The following is a 15,263-nucleotide window of genomic DNA, read 5'->3' on the forward strand; positions in this document are numbered from 1 at the left end:
GGGAGGAAATTATGAACCTGAAACTGAAGACGTGGACATTGCTTGCTGCAACTGCGCTGGTCGCCCTGTCGGGGTCTGCCCTGGCACAGGAATTCCAGCTCACCTATTCGACCACCTATTCGCCCACCCACCCCTATGGGGCGGCCGACCAGGCCTGGATGGACCGGATCAAGGAACAGACGGGCGGTCGCGTCGAAATCACCCCGTTCTGGGGTGGATCGCTGATCACCAGCCGTGAAGGCATCGATGAACTGGCCGCCGGCGTTGCCGACATCGCCTATATCGCCCCCATCTATGCCCGCTCCGGCTATGACCTGAGCCGCCTGACGCCACAGCTGTTCTACGGCTATGGGGACGCCCAGGATGTGCTGCGGGTCTATCTCGACCTGTGGGAGGAATATCCGCAGTTCGCCGAAGAACTCGACGGCGTCAAGGTGCTGGGCTTCAATGTCGGCACACCGATGCATCTGATGCTGCGCGAAGCCCCGTTCGAAAATATCGAGGACCTCCAGGGCAAGCGTATCCGTTCGGCGGTCGACTATGTCGGCGCGCTGGCCGAGTTTGGGGCAGAGGGTGTCACCATGCCCATGACCGATACCTATCCCTCGCTCCAACGCGGCGTTCTCGACGGGGTGATTGCGCCTTATGAGGCGCTGAAGTCCCTCAGCTTCGCCGAAGTGATCAAGTATTACTCCGAGCTGCCCCACAGCCGTGGCGCCTATCCGTCGCGCGCCATGAACGGCGATGTCTGGGCCACCTTGCCCGATGACATCAAGCAGGTGTTCGAGGACAATATCGAGTGGTGGACCCAGACCAATTATGAGCTGGCCCAGGGTGCGGAAGAGGAAGGCAAGGCCTATGGCGAGGAACTGGGCGTGACCTTCAATGCCGTTGATCCCGAAGTGATTGCCGAATATTCCACGGCCTTTGCCACATCCGCCAAGGCGACCGCCGAACAGCTCGACGCCAGCGGCCTGCCGGGCACGGAAATCCTTGGCAAGATCCGCGCCGCCAACGGCGAATAGGCATCCCAAAAGTGCCGCGCGCCCCGATTGGCGCGCGGCGCTCCCCACAGCCGGAGTTGCCATGACCCTTCTTGGAACCATCCTGCGGCGTCTCTGCGCGCTGGCGGCCTTTATCGGCGTCGCCGCCATTCTCGCCCTCATGCTGCTCACCGTGGTGACCGTGGTGTTCCGCGCCATCGGCATCGCCTTTCCCGGCACCTATTCGCTGTCCGAACTGCTGCTGATCCCGGCGGTGTCCTTCGCGCTGGCCTACGCGGCCATGCAGGGGGAACACACCCGCGTGACCCTCTTTGTCGATCGCATCAAGTCGGACCGGCTGCGCCTTGGCCTGCATGGAGTCATGACCTTCCTCGGTTCGTTGTTCTGGGTCGCCATTGGCTGGGCAACGATCAGGGAGGCCATCCGCCGCGGCGCGCAGAACGAGCTGTCCCCAATCATCAACGTCCCTGTCGCTCCCTTCCGCTGGGCCATGGCCACCGCGATCATCCTGCTCTGCGTGGTGTTGATCTACCAGGCCATCCAATTGTTGCGGGGCGTGCCCGTGGATGACGAGAGTCAGTCCGGAGACTATTCGAAATGACCGTCGCCATCGGCTTTGCCGGTCTCGCCATTCTCTTTGCCTTCATCACCTTCGGCATGCCCATCGGCTTTGCCATGGGGCTGGTGGGCTTTTTCGGCTTCGCTCTGATCATCAGTCTCGACGCAGCCGTGGTACGGATCGGGGTGACCGCCTATGACCTGGCCACCAACCATGCTATCGGCACCATCCCGCTGTTCCTGTTCATGGCGCATCTGCTGTTCGCCTCCGGCATCGGGCGGGACCTTTACGATTTCGCCTCCAAATGGCTGGGTCGGCGGCGCGGTGGACTGGCTATGGCCACGGTCGGTGCTTCGGCCGGCTTTGCGGCGGTCAGCGCCTCATCGCTGGCGACAACGGCCACGATGGGCCTCGTCGCCATGCCCGAAATGCGCAAGCACAATTACAATCTCTCGCTGGCCTCGGGCAGCGTCGTGGCCGGTGGCACCATCGGCTCGCTCATTCCGCCCTCGGGCATGTTCATCATCTATGGCATCTTGACCGAAACCTCGATCGGCAAAATGTTCGCCGCCGGCATCGTGCCGGGCATATTGCTGGCGCTGTTCTACATCATCACCATTGGAATCTGGTGCCGGATCAAGCCCGATGCCGGGCCGCGCGGGCCGAAATTCACCTGGCGCGAGAAGCTCACGAGCTTCACCAAGACTGGCGAAGTGATCTTTCTCTTCGCCCTGGTCATGGGCGGCATCGTCTTGGGCTGGTTCACTCCCACCGAGGCCGGCGCCATCGGTGCCTTCGGGGCCATCATCGTCTCGGTGGCGCGGCGGCGGCTCAACTGGGAATCGGCAAAAAGCGCCATCTACGCCACGCTCAAGACCACCGGCATGATTTTCGGCATCCTGTTCGGGGCCCTGGTGTTCAATTCCTTCGTCACCGCCAGCACCATCCCCCTGCATATTGTCGATTTCGTCACCCAGAGCGGCCTGCCGCCCATGGCGGTGCTGATGCTGGTGCTCCTGGTCTATTTCGTGCTCGGCATGGTGCTGGACGCCTCGGCCATGATGACGCTGACCATTCCGCTGTTCTTTCCCCTGATGATGGATCTGGGCTTTGACGCAGTGCTGTTCGGCGTCCTGGTGGTGCGCATGACCGAGATTGCGCTGATAACCCCACCCGTAGGGATGAACGTCTATATCCTCTCAGGGGTCGCCAAGGACGTGCCGCTCGACAAGATCTTCAAGGGGGCCTTCCCATTCGTGGCGGCGGACGTTCTGCATGTGGCCATGTTGATCGCCTTTCCCGTCCTTGTGCTCTGGTTGCCCAACCTGTGACTTCTAGACCCAAGGGCGGCTGGGGGCTGATCACCACAACCGGCATCCTGACCGGCTTCGGGCATGGCTTCGTCGCCTTCGCCGTATCGGCCCTGCTCAAGCCCATTGCGCTCGACCTCGACACCGGGCGCGGCGCGGTGTCCACCGCCATTGGTCTGGGGCGCCTGGCTTCGGGCGCCGTCTCGCCCCTGGTCGGGCAGGTGGTTGATCGTACCGGGGAACGCACGGTGGTGGTGGCCGGCATGGTGCTGCTGGCCTTCGGGCTGGTGGTGCTGGGCTTTGTGCAGAGCGAAGCCGCCCTTTACTTTGCCTGGTCGGTGCTGGTTTCTGTGGGCGTGGCTGCCGGCTTTACCGTGGCACTCGACAAGCTGGTGGTGACGGCCAATCGCGAGCGGCGCGGCATGGCGCTGGCCGTACGTTTTTCCGTGGCGGCAGTGGTGTCGACCCTTTTGGTGCCGCTGGTCACCGTGCTGGTCGAACTGGTGGGCTGGCGTAACACCTGCTTCATCTGGGCCGCCATCGTCCTGGCGCTGCTGCCCATACCGCTGCTGACGTTCGGCCGGACAGAGGCGCCCCGCCCCGCCGGCGATAAAGTCAAGCCTGTGGTCAGGCCGAAACTCTTCGCGTCCATCGCCGCAAGGCCAGAATTCTGGCTCATCGCCTTCGCCTTTATGGCACAGGCCGCCGTGGTCACCGGCCTCTCGGTGCATCTGCTGCCGCTAATGACCGATTCAGGTCTCGATGCGCCCCTGGCGGGCAGCATTTTCGGCGGCATGATCCTCTTGTCGATTCCCGTGCGCCTGATCGCCGGCCGCGTTGCCGACAAGGCGCCGGCAAAGGTGTTACCGCTTTTCCTGGCGGGTCTGTTCCTCTTCGAAGCCGTGGCCATTGGCAGCTACGCAATCTGGCCCGGCTTTTCCACCATGCTCGTCGTCATCGTGGCGCAGGGGATTGGTGCCGGGGCGCCGACGCTGGTCGTGCTGCTGCTCTGCGCGCATCTCTTCGGGGAGAACCAGTTCGGCGCCGTGCAGGGGTTGCTGATGTTCTTCCAGGTGCCGGGCACGGCGGTGGCGCCAATCCTGGCCGGCGTCTTCCACGACTGGTATGGCGATTATCGTGCGCCTATTGCCATCTTTGCCCTGTTGCTGCTGGCCGGTGCGCTAGCCATGGCCCTGGTGCGGGTGCCGGCAAGAGCCCATTCCCATATCGAGGTCGACGCCTGATCCGGCTGCCGCAGCTAGGGGCCGGGCGGTAGCGATCCGCGCTCGATCACCGGCATATCCATCAGCGCGCCCTCACTCCCCTTGCCCTCGAGCAGCAATTCCACGGCCCGGCGCCCCATCTGTTCGTGGGGCAGCCCGATCGTGGTGAGGCCCGGGCGCAGATAGGAGGCGATTTCGTCATTGTCGAAAGCGACAAGACACACGTCCTCGGGGATTTTGAGACCAGCCTCCGCCAACGCCTGATAGGCGCCGAAGGCCAGACGGTCGTTGAGGCAGAGCAGGGCCCGGGGGCGCTGCGATTTGAGCAGCTTGCGGGTGAGGTCATAGCCAAAGCCCGGTTCCCAGTTCCAGCAGCTCAACTCGTCCGCGAAGCCGAGCCCGGCTTCGGCCATGGCATCGCGAATACCCTGGAAGCGGCGGGCAATGGCTTCGGAGCGGAAGAGACCTTCTTCCTGCCTTGCATTGTGGCCCAGCAGCACGATGCCATCCCGGACGCCGGCGCGGGCCAGAAGCTCCACCGCCGCCCGTCCGCCGCGATATTCGTCGGGCAGGACCGAGACGGGGAAGCGGGCGCTGGTGCCGTTGAGCATCACCACCGGGATGTTGATGGCCATGTCGGGCACGAATACTTCACGGGCACGCATGGCCGCAAAGATCAGCCCATCCACCTGGCGATCCAGCGCTGCCTCGACCGCCTGGATTTCCCGCGCGGGCTCGCCGCCGGTTTCGAGCACCAGCATCACATGCTTGGCCTCCTCGGCGGCGGCCAGGGCTCCGCGGATCAGGCCGCTGGCAAAGCGGGTGGTGGCGACATAGTCGGAGATGAAGGCGATGGAGCGCGACTTGTCAGTGCGCAGGGCCCGTGCCGCCACATTGGGGCGGTAGCCAAGGCTCGCAGCGGCGTCATGCACCTTCTTGTGCGCCTCGGGCGACAGGCGCGTGTCGGGGCGCCCCGTAAGGATCATCGAGGCCGCCGTGGTCGAGAGGCCCGCCAGACGCGCTACATCTGCCAGAGTTATACGCTTCTTCGCCAAGTGCCCCGATTCCTCCCCTGCGACCGGGAGGTCGACACTGGACTGGATATCCATGCGACCCCCGCTTGACAAGCAGGCTGGAGCATAGCATGTGCTAAATGGATTTAGCAAAGCCGGTCTGAGAAGACCGGTTTGGCAAGACCTCGGAAAGGGGCTCGGGAGTGGCATTCAGTCTGCCGGATCATTTTGTGTGGGACTTCTGGCTGGCCGACGATGGCCGGCAGCATCACCTTTTCTACCTGCATGCCCCCAGATCCTTGGGCCATCCCGACCTGCGACATCGCAATGCGCGCATCGGTCATGCGACCTCGAGCGATTTGCGTAACTGGACCAATCATGGCCAGGTCTTTGACGCCGGGGTGCCGGGCAGTTTCGATGCCAGCGCCACGTGGACGGGCTGCGTATTGCGCGGCCCCGACGGCCTCTGGCGCATGTTCTATACCGGCTCGCGCTTCCTCTCCGAGGACAGCAATGCCAATATCGAAACCATCGGGCTTGCCACCTCGCCGGACCTGCATACCTGGACCAGGTCGCCGGGGCCGATCTGCTCGGCCGACAAGCAATATTATGAGACGCTGGGCACCTCGTCCTGGCCGGAAGAGGCCTGGCGCGACCCCTGGGTGTTCTGGCGCCAGTCGGACCAGCGCTGGCATATGCTGATCACCGCGCGCGGCAAGGATGGCCTGGAGCCCGACCGTGGCATCATGGGCCATGCGATTTCCAACGATCTCAAGACCTGGACCGTTGAGCCGCCTCTGGGAGCCTCGGGCTCGGGTTTCGCTCATCTGGAAGTCTTCCAACTCGTCAACATCGGTGGACGCGAGCACCTGGTCTTCTGTTGCGACAGCGCCAAGCTCTGCGGCAAGCGGGCAGGGGAGGTCGGTGGCATCTGGAGCCTGCCGGTCGGGGACCTGCCCGGACCGGTGGATTTGGGTACGGCCCGGCTCCTGGTCGACGAACGCCTCTATGCCGGCAGGATCGCCATGGACCGGCAGGGCACGCCCTGGCTGCTCGCCTTTAACAATGTGTCCGCCGAGGGCAGCTTTGTCGGTGGCATCTGCGATCCGCTGCGTGTCACCACGGGCGCGGACGGATATCTGACGGTGGAGGCGTGAGCATGGCAATCGCACTGGCCGGAACTGTCGAGCCGGGTTTCGAGCCGTTGGCCGAGGCTTTTGCCGCAGGCTTTGAAGGGCGCCCCGATATGGGCGCGGCCCTCAATATCAGGATTGGCGGCCAGAGCGTTGTCGATCTCTGGGCGGGCATTGCGGATGCGCGCAGTGAACGCACCTGGACGGCGAATACGCCTTCAGTGGTCTTTTCCTGCACCAAGGGCCTGATGTCGATCCTTGTCGCGCGCCTCGTCGAGGATGGCGTTCTGGATTATGCGGCGCCGATTGCCCGCTATTGGCCAGAATTTGCCGCTGCCGGCAAGGAGCGGGTCACTGTCGGGCAGGCCCTGGCGCACCAGGCCGGGCTCTCCGCGCCGCGCGAGACCCTCACTGAAGAAGACATTGTCGATTGGGACCGCATGGTCGCTGTGCTTGCCGCGCAAGAGCCGCTGTGGCCGCCCGGCACCGGCTATGCCTACCACGCCCTCACCCATGGCTGGCTCGCGGGGGAACTGGTCCGCCGTGTTACCGGAAAATCGCCGGGCCTCTATTTCCGCCAACTGATAGCCGAGCCGCTGGGGGCCGATGCCTGGATCGGGCTGCCGGACGCCCTGGCCGATCTCCCGGCGCATCTGCAGGTAAGCCCGCCCCTCATCGCGCTCTGGGCCGGGGAGGGCGCAAAGCCCGCGCCTAACTGGCCCTACCGCGCTATGACGCTGGGCGACGCCCTGCCGGCCGACCTGGTCAGCGAGGATGGCGGCTTCAACAAGCAGCGCATTCGCGCCGCCGAGATCCCCGGCGCCGGTGGTATTGCCACGGCGAGAGCCCTTGCCAGTATCTGGTCGACGACGGTCGTGCCCACCGATGGCCTCCGCCTCATCGGCGATGCTGTCATTGCTGAGGCCACCCGGACGCAGAGCCAGGGCGTGTCGGTCTTTGGCGGCGACCCACCTTTTTCACGCTGGGGCTATGGCTTCCAACTCGATTCCGAAGCACGGCGCTATCTTGGCGAGAACAGTTTCGGACATGACGGCGCGGGCGGGCAGGTCGGCTTTGCCGATCCCCAGCGCCAGATCGGTTTCGGCTACGTCACCAATTGGATGATGGGGCCGGAGGACCAGCGTGCAACGCAGATCATCGAGGCTTTGCGCAAACTGGTCTAGTCGCCGTGCATGGGCGCCGGAGCCATATTGACATGGCTTTGTCTCCATGCGCTAAATCCATTTAGCAGACGGAAACATCCGTTGCACATCTGACCTGGAGGAGGTTGTCGTGAGAGCCCATTCTCGCCATGCACTTCGTATTGCCCTGACATTGTCCACCACTGCCGCCATTGCCGGTACGTCGCTGGCCGCGCCCAGCTGCGGCACCGATCCGGTGGTGCTCAATTCCTATTTTGAAACCGGCTTCCCGCTGCCCACGCGGCTGGCCGAAGAGTTTTCGGAGCAATTCCCCAATGTCACCTTCGACATCAAGGAAGACCAGTTCGCCAATATGATGGAGAACTCCCCGCGCATCCTCTCCGAGGACAATGCGCCGGACCTGATCCGTCTGCCCTCCCTGACCGACCTGGTGGCCAACAATCTCCTGATGAATCTGGATGGTTACTTCACCGAATTCGGCTGGGATGCCTTCCCGGCCGGACAACTGGTGCAACTGCGCGTCGAAGAGGGCGGCCGTCCGCGGGGCACCGGTTCGCTCTACGCCATGGGCCTCAACTATTCCATGACCGGCGTCTTCTATAACAAGGAGCTGGCCGACCAGCTCGGTATGACCGAGCCGCCTCAGACCCTGGCCGAACTGGACGCCCTGATGGCCGCCGCCAAGGAAGCCGGCATTCAGCCGATCATGCAGTGGAACAAGGGCACCGCAGGCCTGGCCTTCCCCCTGCAGAACCTGATGGGGGCCTACGGCGCGCCCGAGCCGATCAATGACTGGATTTTCCAGAAGGAAGGCGCGACCATCAACACGCCCGACAATCTCGAAGCGGCGCAGCACCTCGATGCCTGGATCAAGGCAGGCTATTTCCCCTCCGACGCCAACGCCATCGAATATTTCCAGATGATGAGCCGCTATATCGGCGGCGAGGGTCTGTTCATGTTCAACGGCGACTGGGAATCGGGCAATCTCGACGCCAATGCCGCTGGCAAGTTCGGCTTCTTCATCATGCCCAGCGTTGAAGAAGGTGGCCGTCACGCCACCATGTCCGCCCCGCTGACCTTCGGCATCTCCGCCAAGGCAGCCAACCCCGATTGCGCAGCCTTCTTCCTTGATTGGGTTGCCACCAATGAGGAAGCCCGCGAGATCAACGTCGCCGTGGGCGGTTCCAATCCCGGCGGTCCGGCCGACCTGGCCATGCCCGCCGTGACCCCCGGCTCGGTGACCGAGGCCTCGCTGGCCGCCGGTGCGACCCTGGCCCAGGACAATGGCGCCATGGACTTTATCGCCAATGCGACCGGTGCCATCTTTGCCGCCGGCTGGACGCCGGAACTGCAGAAGATGGTGGGTGGCCAGCAGACGGCCGCTGGTCTTCTCGAAGCCGTCCAGGAAGAATACGAGACCCAGCTGTCCCGTTGAACCACGGGTCTCGGTAATGCCCCTGCGGGGGCCGGAATGAACCATGACTGAAACCGTTCCGTCCGTTCCGGACGCCCAGAGGCAAAGCAAGCGGCTCCCCCCTGCCCGGGGGAGCCGCAAGACCAGAATGGCAGCCTGGCTCTTCGTCGCGCCCGCCTTTCTCGCCTATGCCGCCTTCGTGCTCGTGCCGCTGTGCATGAGCATCTATTATTCGTTCCTGCGCTGGGACGGCATCGGGGAAGCGCGCTTCCATGGCCTGACCAATTACCTCACCGTGCTGACCGACAGGGATCTCCTCCAGATCATCGGCAATGCCTTCCAGCTCGTGCTCTATTTCACCCTCATTCCCGTGGGCCTAGGCCTGGCCGTGGCCTCGGCCATTCGCAGCCAGATGGCCGGACGTTTCGGCACCGTAACCCGCACCGTGCTGTTCCTGCCCCAGGTCATTCCCCTGGTCGCCGCCGGCATCGCCTGGAGCTGGATGTTCGCCTCTACGGGCCTGGTCAATCAGACGCTCAAGGCCATCGGCCTTTCGAGCTGGGCGCGGGGCTGGCTCGGCGATTTCGTCTGGGCGCTGCCGGCTGTCGGCATTATCGGCGCCTGGGTACTGCTGGGTCTTTGCACCATGCTGCTGGTCACCGGCATCACCAGGATCGACCCCAGCCTCTATGAAGCGGCCCGCCTCGACGGCGCGCGACCCTGGCATGAATTCCGCTATATTACCCTGCCGGGCCTGCGCCAGGAAATCGGCGTCTGCATCACCGTCACCGTGATCGCTGCTCTGGCCAGCTTCGACATTGTCTATATCTCCACCCAGGGCGGCCCCGGCATCACCACCACGGTCCCCGGTCTTGAAATCTATCGCCTCGCCTTTGCGCATCGCCAGGTGGGCCTCGCCTCGGCGCTGGCCATCGTGCTCATGGTGCTGGTGCTGATCTCCATTGCGCCCGTCCAGTGGCTGACGCGGGACAAGAAATGAAACCGCTGTCCGCCAATTCCCTTGTCGCCCGTGGGCTGATCATCCTGTTGATGATCATTACCATCCTGCCATTCCTCTCCATGCTGTCGGCGGCGCTGGCGCCGCAGGGCACCTATCCCAATGGCCTGCAATGGCCCGCCGATCCGCAATGGGGCAATTTCGCCCGCGCCTTCGAAGTCGCCAGGATGGACCAGCTGCTGTTTTCCAGCACGCTGATCGTGCTGGGCGTGGTCCCCATCTCGGTGCTGGTCGCGACCATGGCCGGCTATGGCCTCGCCAAGCTGACCTCGAACCGCTTCAAGTGGCTTTATCTGGTCTTCGTCTTCGGGCTGACCCTGCCTTTCGAGGCGGTCATCACCCCGCTCTATTACGAGGTACGGGCGCTGGGTCTGCTCAACACGCGCTTCGCCATCATCCTGCCGCTGATCGGCCTCTACATGCCCTTCGGCGTCTATTGGATGCGTGCCCATTTCCTCAACGTGCCGCATGACTTGAGCGAAGCCGCCCAGCTCGATGGCGCCACCCGCTGGAAGGAATTCTGGCTGGTGCAGGTGCCGCTGGCGCGGCCGGCCATCATGTCGCTGACTATCCTGCTGTTCCTCTGGACCTGGAACCAGTTCCTGCTGCCCGTGGTGCTGGTGCAGGACCCGATGCAGCGCACCATGGCCGGCGCGCTCGGCGCCTTCCAGGGCCAGTGGGGCACCGATATTCCGCTGCTCTGCGCCGGCTCGCTGCTCATCCTCACGCCAACAATCGTGCTCTTCCTCATCTTCCAGCGCCAGTTCGTCGCTGCCCTCATGCAGGGCGCGGTCAAAGGCTAATCCGGAGACTTTCCATGGCAGGGCTTACCCTCCGCTCGGTTCACAAGAATTACGGCGAAGTGCCGGTCATCAAGGGCGTCGATCTCGACATTGCCCATGGCGAGTTCGTAGTCTTTGTTGGGCCCTCGGGCTGCGGAAAATCCACGCTTCTGCGCATGATCGCCGGGCTGGAAGACATTACCGACGGCCAGATCAGCATTGGCAGCCGGGTCGTCAACGACGTGGAGCCGCGTGACCGTGGCGTCGCCATGGTGTTCCAGTCCTATGCGCTCTATCCGCATATGAGCGTGTACGACAATGTCGGCTTTGGTCTCAAACTGGCGGGCACGCCCCGGCAGGTCCGTGACGACAAGATCCGGGCCGCGGCGCGGGTCCTGCAGATGGAACACCTGCTCGATCGCAAGCCCGCCCAGCTCTCGGGCGGCCAGCGACAGCGTGTCGCCATCGGCCGCGCCATCGTGCGTGAGCCCGACGTTTTCCTCTTCGACGAGCCGCTCAGCAATCTCGACGCGGCGCTGCGCGGCGACATGCGCATGGAACTGGCGCGGCTGCACCATGACCTGGGCGCCACCATGATTTATGTCACCCATGACCAGGTCGAGGCCATGACCCTGGCCGACAAGATCGTTGTGCTCGACGCAGGGGTGGTGCAGCAGGTCGGCTCGCCCCTCGACCTCTATAATGATCCCGCCAATCTCTTCGTGGCCGGCTTTATCGGCTCACCCAAGATGAACCTGATCGCGGCAAGTGCCCAGGGCACCGCAGGCATTGTCTCGCCGGCGCTTGCCGCCCCTCTGAGGCTGCCGGCGTTGAAATCGGCTCTCGTGGATGGAGCCCCCGCCACCATCGGCATGCGCCCACATGATCTGGTTCTCGAGAGCCACGGTCCGCTGCGTGGGCAGGTTCGCCTGGTCGAGCGCTTGGGCAACGAGACCATTGTGCGCATTGCCCTGCCCGACGGCACGGAAATGACCGCTGCCCTGCCTGGGCAGGGGAGTTTCGAAATGGGCGCCACCATTGCCCTGGCGGTGAAGCCCGAAAGCATCCTCGCCTTCGACCAGCACGGCGCCCGCCTCTAGATCGGTCACTGTTAACTGCAGTCGCGGCCCCTTCGCCTCCCTCCCCCTTGAGGGGAGCGACCGAGGGAGGGGTCCGCAAGTGGGCCACAAAACCACCCCCACCAACGCTCCCCTCAAGGGGGGAGTGGGCGACAAAACGCATCAGCTTGAAGGTGAACGGCCCTATAGCGGGTCAGGAGCTCTCAGCCCTTTACCGCACCGCCGGTCAGGCCCGAGATCACGTAGCGCTGCGCAAGCAGGAAGAACGCGATCGCGGGCATGATCGACAGCGTCAGGAAGGCGAGGATTCGCGGCCAGTCCGAACCATATTGTCCCTGGAACTGCATGATGCCGAGAGGCCAGGTATACTTGGCCTCGGAATTGAGCACGATAAGGGGCAGCAGGAAACTGTTCCAGCTGCCCACGAAGTTGAACACGCCCACCGTGGCGATGATCGGCAGGCAGAGCGGCAGGGTGATGTACCAATAGATGCGGATATAGCCGCAATTATCCATGCGCGCCGCGTCGATCAGCTCCTTGGGCAGCTCCTTGAAGAAATTGTGGAACAGCAGCACCGAGAAGGACACGCTGAAGGCCACCTGCACGACGATAATGCCCCAATGGCTGTCCAGCATGCCCAGGTCGCGCATCTTGATGAACAGCGGCAGGATGCCGGTGGCCGCCGGAAACAGCAGGCCCAGCATCAGATAGCCCAGGATGAACTTGGAGCCGAAGAACTTGATATGGGCTAGGGCAAAGGCCGCCATCGATGCCACCAGCGTCGAGAGCACCACGGTGCCCCCGGCAATCAGCAGGGAATTGCCCAGCGACGAGAAATAGCGCGGTCCGCCCAGGATTTCGACAAACCGCACCGGGTCCCAGCTGGCGGGCAGGCCGAACGGATTGACGCGCAACTCGCCGATCTCTTTGAAGCCGCCCAGGGCCGTCGTGTAGAACGGCACGATGACGAAGGTGGCCACCACCAGCAGCGTGATCCACTGCACCGGCGAAATGATCGGACGGCGTTTCTTGGATGCAATTGCCATCAGTGCTGCTCCACTCTGAACAGGATGCGACGATAGGCCAGCGCGACGATCACGCAGGCAATGAACAGCAGCACGCTCACCGCGCCGCCAAAGCCGAGCTTCATGCGCAGAATGCCGAACTGGTAGAGGAAGGTGACGATGGTGTGGCTCGAATGCGAGGGGCCGCCATTGCTCAGCGGAATGATCAGGTCGAACAATTGCAATGCGCCGGTAATGGCGAAGAACACCGAGATGACGATGGCCGAGCGGATCATCGGGATCTTGATATGGCGCACAATCTGCCACTTCTTGACGCCATCGAGCCGCGCGGCCTCGATGACTTCGGCGGGGATTGATTGCAGCCCCGCGATGAAGATCATCATGTGGAAACCGAAATATTTCCAGGTAATGACCAGCATGATGGCCGGAATAACCCAGAGCTTGTCGCCCAGCACGAACGGCATATCGACCCCGATTGCCCCGCCAATGGCGGGCAGGAGGCCGTAATTGCCGTCATAGACGAACTTCCAGATCAGGCCGGCGGCCACTTCGGCCAGCATGAAGGGCAGGAAAAACAGGGTGCGCAGCACATTGATGTGCACGGAGCGCTCGGCCAGCGCGATGGCGCACCACATGGCCAGCGGCAGCTGGATGACCAGCGATACTGCAACCACAATCAGGCTGTTGCGCACGGCGGTGCCGAAGTTGCGATGGGTAATGACGTCGGCATAGTTTTCGAAGCCGACAAAATCTGTGATGGGGCCGTAACCGTTCCAGTCGAAGAACGAAAAGGTCGTCGCATCGATCATCGGCATCACGACGAAGAGCGTGAACAGGATCAGCGCGGGCGGCAGGAACAGCAGCAGCGGCAACACGCTCTTGCTTTCCACATAGCGGCGGCGGCGCGGTATCGCGACGGCCCCCGATTGCACCCCGGTAGCAACACTGCTCATTGATTATTCCCCTCGCCGTCCAACGCACTGGCGGGTCCGGCACGGCCACGTCCAGGCATTGCAATAGATTGGTCCGGCGGGCGGGGGTGTCCCGCCCGCCGGAGGTGGTTGAGTGACTACATCTCGTCGTCCACGGCTTCCTTGATGAGCTCGGCGGCTTCTTCCGCGCTCATGGCATTGGCAGCAAGCTCGGCCGAGATGTCGTTGACCACCCCACCGACATTGGGGCCCAGGGCCTGATCGAAGAACAGGGCATGCCAATGGGCATTGCCGATATTCCTGGCAATCTGCACCTTGAAGGGGTTGGTCATGACGTCGGCCGCGCCCTTGGCGATCGGGATGTAATAGGCATCCTTGGCGTATTTGGCCTGGTTCTCCATATTGTTGAAGAACTCGACCCACTTCACCGCAGCGTCGGAAGCGTTCTTGGAGAACAGCACGCCGCCCAGACCGCCGAGTGTGTCGGTCGGGTCGCCCTTGCCGCCTTCGATGGTCGGGAAGGGCAGGATGCCGAGCTGGTCATCCGGAATGCCTTCCTTACTGGCCGAATTATCCTTCATCGCGCCGTAATCCCAGTCACCCATGAGGTGCATGGCGGCCTTGCCGTCACCGAAATAGCCCGATGCGTCGCCATAACCGGCGGCGAGGAAGCCTTCCTGCCAGGGCTCTAGCGCTGCCAGCTCGAGGAAATATTCGCCGGCCTTGACGAAATCTTCGCCGGCAAAGCCGTCGCCTTCACCGGCAGCGGCAGCCTGGAAGCCCTCCTGGCCTGCCAGCCGGACGACCAGCTTGGACCACCAGAAGTGCGCCGGCCACTTGTCCTTGGCGCCAATGGCGATCGGGGTAATGCCGGCATCCTTGAAGGTTTGGACGCCTGCAAGGAAGCCATCCCAGGTTTCCATGCTGGCGGGATCAACACCGGCTTCTTCGAAGAGGGTCTTGTTGTACCACAGGACGACTTCGCCAACGTCGCGCGCTACGCCATAGAGATGGCCATCAGGCGCGGTGAAGGCGGAAACACCGGCAGTGCCCATATTTTCCTTGGCTTCGTCGCTCAGCACGTCTTCGACGGGACGCAGCACGCCGGCGGCGGCCTGCTCGTAGAACACGCCACCACCCCAGGAGTGGAACACGTCAGGCGCGTCTGCCGATTGCAGCAATGTCGTGAGCTTGGCCTTGAACGCTTCGTTCTCGAGGAACGGCAGTTCGACGATGATGTCCGGGTTCTGCGCCATGAAATCGGCGGCGATGGAATTCATCAGTTCCACCTCGGCTGGGATGGACGTGATGTGCATATGTTTGACGACAGTCTGGGCCTGTACTGGCGCAATGGCAGCCAGACCCAGCATCGCGGCAAGCGCGAAACGTTTCATGGTTTCCTCCAATCCTTGTGGCGGCCAGAAACCGGTTTTTCGGAATCCTCCCTTGGCCGCAATGACGAGACAGCGCCTGCTGAACTCCCCACTTGCTACTTTTTACGCATCCCTTATTAAAGACGCAAGAGGAACGTACCTCGAGATTGCTATGTGGAGTAGACATGGGTGGGGAAAGCACATTAAACGACTGAAATATATAGTGAACTTGAAG

14 protein-coding genes are annotated in these 15,263 nt (G+C 63.0%); 10 read left to right on the forward strand and 4 right to left on the reverse strand.

Annotated features, from left to right (window positions below; all coding sequences use genetic code 11):
- Positions 1–11: 11 nt before the first annotated feature.
- The 4 genes from ACXYMS_RS16435 to ACXYMS_RS16450 all read left to right on the forward strand — a co-directional run bounded on the left by ACXYMS_RS16435 (position 12) and on the right by ACXYMS_RS16450 (position 4,117).
- Complete coding sequence (locus ACXYMS_RS16435; protein ID WP_458907901.1) at positions 12–1,025, forward strand: TRAP transporter substrate-binding protein; 1,014 nt, start codon at positions 12–14, stop codon at positions 1,023–1,025.
- A gap of 61 nt (positions 1,026–1,086) precedes the next feature.
- Positions 1,087–1,605: a TRAP transporter small permease gene (locus ACXYMS_RS16440; RefSeq protein WP_458907902.1), complete on the forward strand. Its 519-nt coding sequence runs from the start codon at positions 1,087–1,089 to the stop codon at positions 1,603–1,605.
- Entirely contained in the window at positions 1,602–2,894 is a 1,293-nt protein-coding gene (locus tag ACXYMS_RS16445) for a TRAP transporter large permease (RefSeq protein WP_458907903.1), read from the forward strand. Before ACXYMS_RS16440 ends, ACXYMS_RS16445 begins: the two co-directional genes overlap by 4 nt.
- A complete protein-coding gene (locus ACXYMS_RS16450; protein ID WP_458907904.1) occupies positions 2,891–4,117 on the forward strand; it encodes an MFS transporter in 1,227 nt (408 codons plus the stop codon). The genes ACXYMS_RS16445 and ACXYMS_RS16450 overlap by 4 nt, the downstream gene beginning before the upstream one ends.
- A 14-nt stretch (positions 4,118–4,131) precedes the next feature.
- Here ACXYMS_RS16450 and ACXYMS_RS16455 read toward each other — a convergent pair whose 3' ends face one another.
- On the reverse strand, positions 4,132–5,151 hold the full coding sequence (locus ACXYMS_RS16455) for a LacI family DNA-binding transcriptional regulator (protein WP_458907905.1): 1,020 nt from the start codon (positions 5,149–5,151) through the stop codon (positions 4,132–4,134).
- 161 nt (positions 5,152–5,312) lie between these two features.
- Between ACXYMS_RS16455 and ACXYMS_RS16460 the strand changes: the two genes are divergently transcribed.
- From ACXYMS_RS16460 to ACXYMS_RS16485, 6 genes are all read left to right on the forward strand, one after another.
- Positions 5,313–6,266, forward strand: a complete 954-nt coding sequence (locus tag ACXYMS_RS16460; RefSeq protein ID WP_458907906.1) for a hypothetical protein — start codon at positions 5,313–5,315, stop codon at positions 6,264–6,266.
- 2 nt (positions 6,267–6,268) lie between these two features.
- The gene (locus ACXYMS_RS16465; RefSeq protein ID WP_458907907.1) at positions 6,269–7,426 is read left to right on the forward strand and encodes a serine hydrolase domain-containing protein; all 1,158 of its coding nucleotides are present in this window, start codon (positions 6,269–6,271) and stop codon (positions 7,424–7,426) included.
- A gap of 109 nt (positions 7,427–7,535) precedes the next feature.
- Complete coding sequence (locus ACXYMS_RS16470) at positions 7,536–8,840, forward strand: ABC transporter substrate-binding protein (RefSeq protein ID WP_458907908.1); 1,305 nt, start codon at positions 7,536–7,538, stop codon at positions 8,838–8,840.
- A 127-nt stretch (positions 8,841–8,967) separates the two neighbouring features.
- On the forward strand, positions 8,968–9,819 hold the full coding sequence (locus ACXYMS_RS16475) for a carbohydrate ABC transporter permease (protein ID WP_458907909.1): 852 nt from the start codon (positions 8,968–8,970) through the stop codon (positions 9,817–9,819).
- Positions 9,816–10,640 (forward strand): carbohydrate ABC transporter permease, encoded by an 825-nt coding sequence (locus ACXYMS_RS16480; protein ID WP_458907910.1) that lies wholly within the window; start codon positions 9,816–9,818, stop codon positions 10,638–10,640. The genes ACXYMS_RS16475 and ACXYMS_RS16480 overlap by 4 nt, the downstream gene beginning before the upstream one ends.
- A 14-nt stretch (positions 10,641–10,654) precedes the next feature.
- Positions 10,655–11,719, forward strand: a complete 1,065-nt coding sequence (locus ACXYMS_RS16485) for an ABC transporter ATP-binding protein (RefSeq protein WP_458907911.1) — start codon at positions 10,655–10,657, stop codon at positions 11,717–11,719.
- A 182-nt stretch (positions 11,720–11,901) separates the two neighbouring features.
- On the opposite strand, the gene ACXYMS_RS16490 is transcribed toward ACXYMS_RS16485, so the two are convergent.
- From ACXYMS_RS16490 to ACXYMS_RS16500, 3 genes are all read right to left on the reverse strand, one after another.
- Positions 11,902–12,744, reverse strand: a complete 843-nt coding sequence (locus ACXYMS_RS16490) for a carbohydrate ABC transporter permease (RefSeq protein WP_458907912.1) — start codon at positions 12,742–12,744, stop codon at positions 11,902–11,904.
- Positions 12,744–13,676 carry a carbohydrate ABC transporter permease gene (locus tag ACXYMS_RS16495; RefSeq protein ID WP_458907913.1) on the reverse strand — a complete coding sequence of 311 codons (933 nt, stop codon included), beginning with the start codon at positions 13,674–13,676 and terminating at the stop codon, positions 12,744–12,746. Before ACXYMS_RS16495 ends, ACXYMS_RS16490 begins: the two co-directional genes overlap by 1 nt.
- A 116-nt stretch (positions 13,677–13,792) precedes the next feature.
- Positions 13,793–15,049 carry an extracellular solute-binding protein gene (locus tag ACXYMS_RS16500; RefSeq protein ID WP_458907914.1) on the reverse strand — a complete coding sequence of 419 codons (1,257 nt, stop codon included), beginning with the start codon at positions 15,047–15,049 and terminating at the stop codon, positions 13,793–13,795.
- Positions 15,050–15,263: the final 214 nt, after the last annotated feature.

Source organism: Devosia sp. CAU 1758, from assembly GCF_054482695.1.

What these genes read in the sequence shown, in the direction of transcription:
- ACXYMS_RS16485 (WP_458907911.1), top strand. Translation starts at nt 10,655, where the DNA reads ATGGCAGGGCTTACCCTCCGCTCGGTTCACAAGAATTACGGCGAAGTG.
- ACXYMS_RS16440 (WP_458907902.1), top strand. Translation starts at nt 1,087, where the DNA reads ATGACCCTTCTTGGAACCATCCTGCGGCGTCTCTGCGCGCTGGCGGCC.
- ACXYMS_RS16445 (WP_458907903.1), top strand. Translation starts at nt 1,602, where the DNA reads ATGACCGTCGCCATCGGCTTTGCCGGTCTCGCCATTCTCTTTGCCTTC.
- ACXYMS_RS16475 (WP_458907909.1), top strand. Translation starts at nt 8,968, where the DNA reads ATGGCAGCCTGGCTCTTCGTCGCGCCCGCCTTTCTCGCCTATGCCGCC.
- ACXYMS_RS16500 (WP_458907914.1), bottom strand. Translation starts at nt 15,049, where the DNA reads ATGAAACGTTTCGCGCTTGCCGCGATGCTGGGTCTGGCTGCCATTGCG.
- ACXYMS_RS16435 (WP_458907901.1), top strand. Translation starts at nt 12, where the DNA reads ATGAACCTGAAACTGAAGACGTGGACATTGCTTGCTGCAACTGCGCTG.
- ACXYMS_RS16495 (WP_458907913.1), bottom strand. Translation starts at nt 13,676, where the DNA reads ATGAGCAGTGTTGCTACCGGGGTGCAATCGGGGGCCGTCGCGATACCG.
- ACXYMS_RS16480 (WP_458907910.1), top strand. Translation starts at nt 9,816, where the DNA reads ATGAAACCGCTGTCCGCCAATTCCCTTGTCGCCCGTGGGCTGATCATC.
- ACXYMS_RS16490 (WP_458907912.1), bottom strand. Translation starts at nt 12,744, where the DNA reads ATGGCAATTGCATCCAAGAAACGCCGTCCGATCATTTCGCCGGTGCAG.
- ACXYMS_RS16465 (WP_458907907.1), top strand. Translation starts at nt 6,269, where the DNA reads ATGGCAATCGCACTGGCCGGAACTGTCGAGCCGGGTTTCGAGCCGTTG.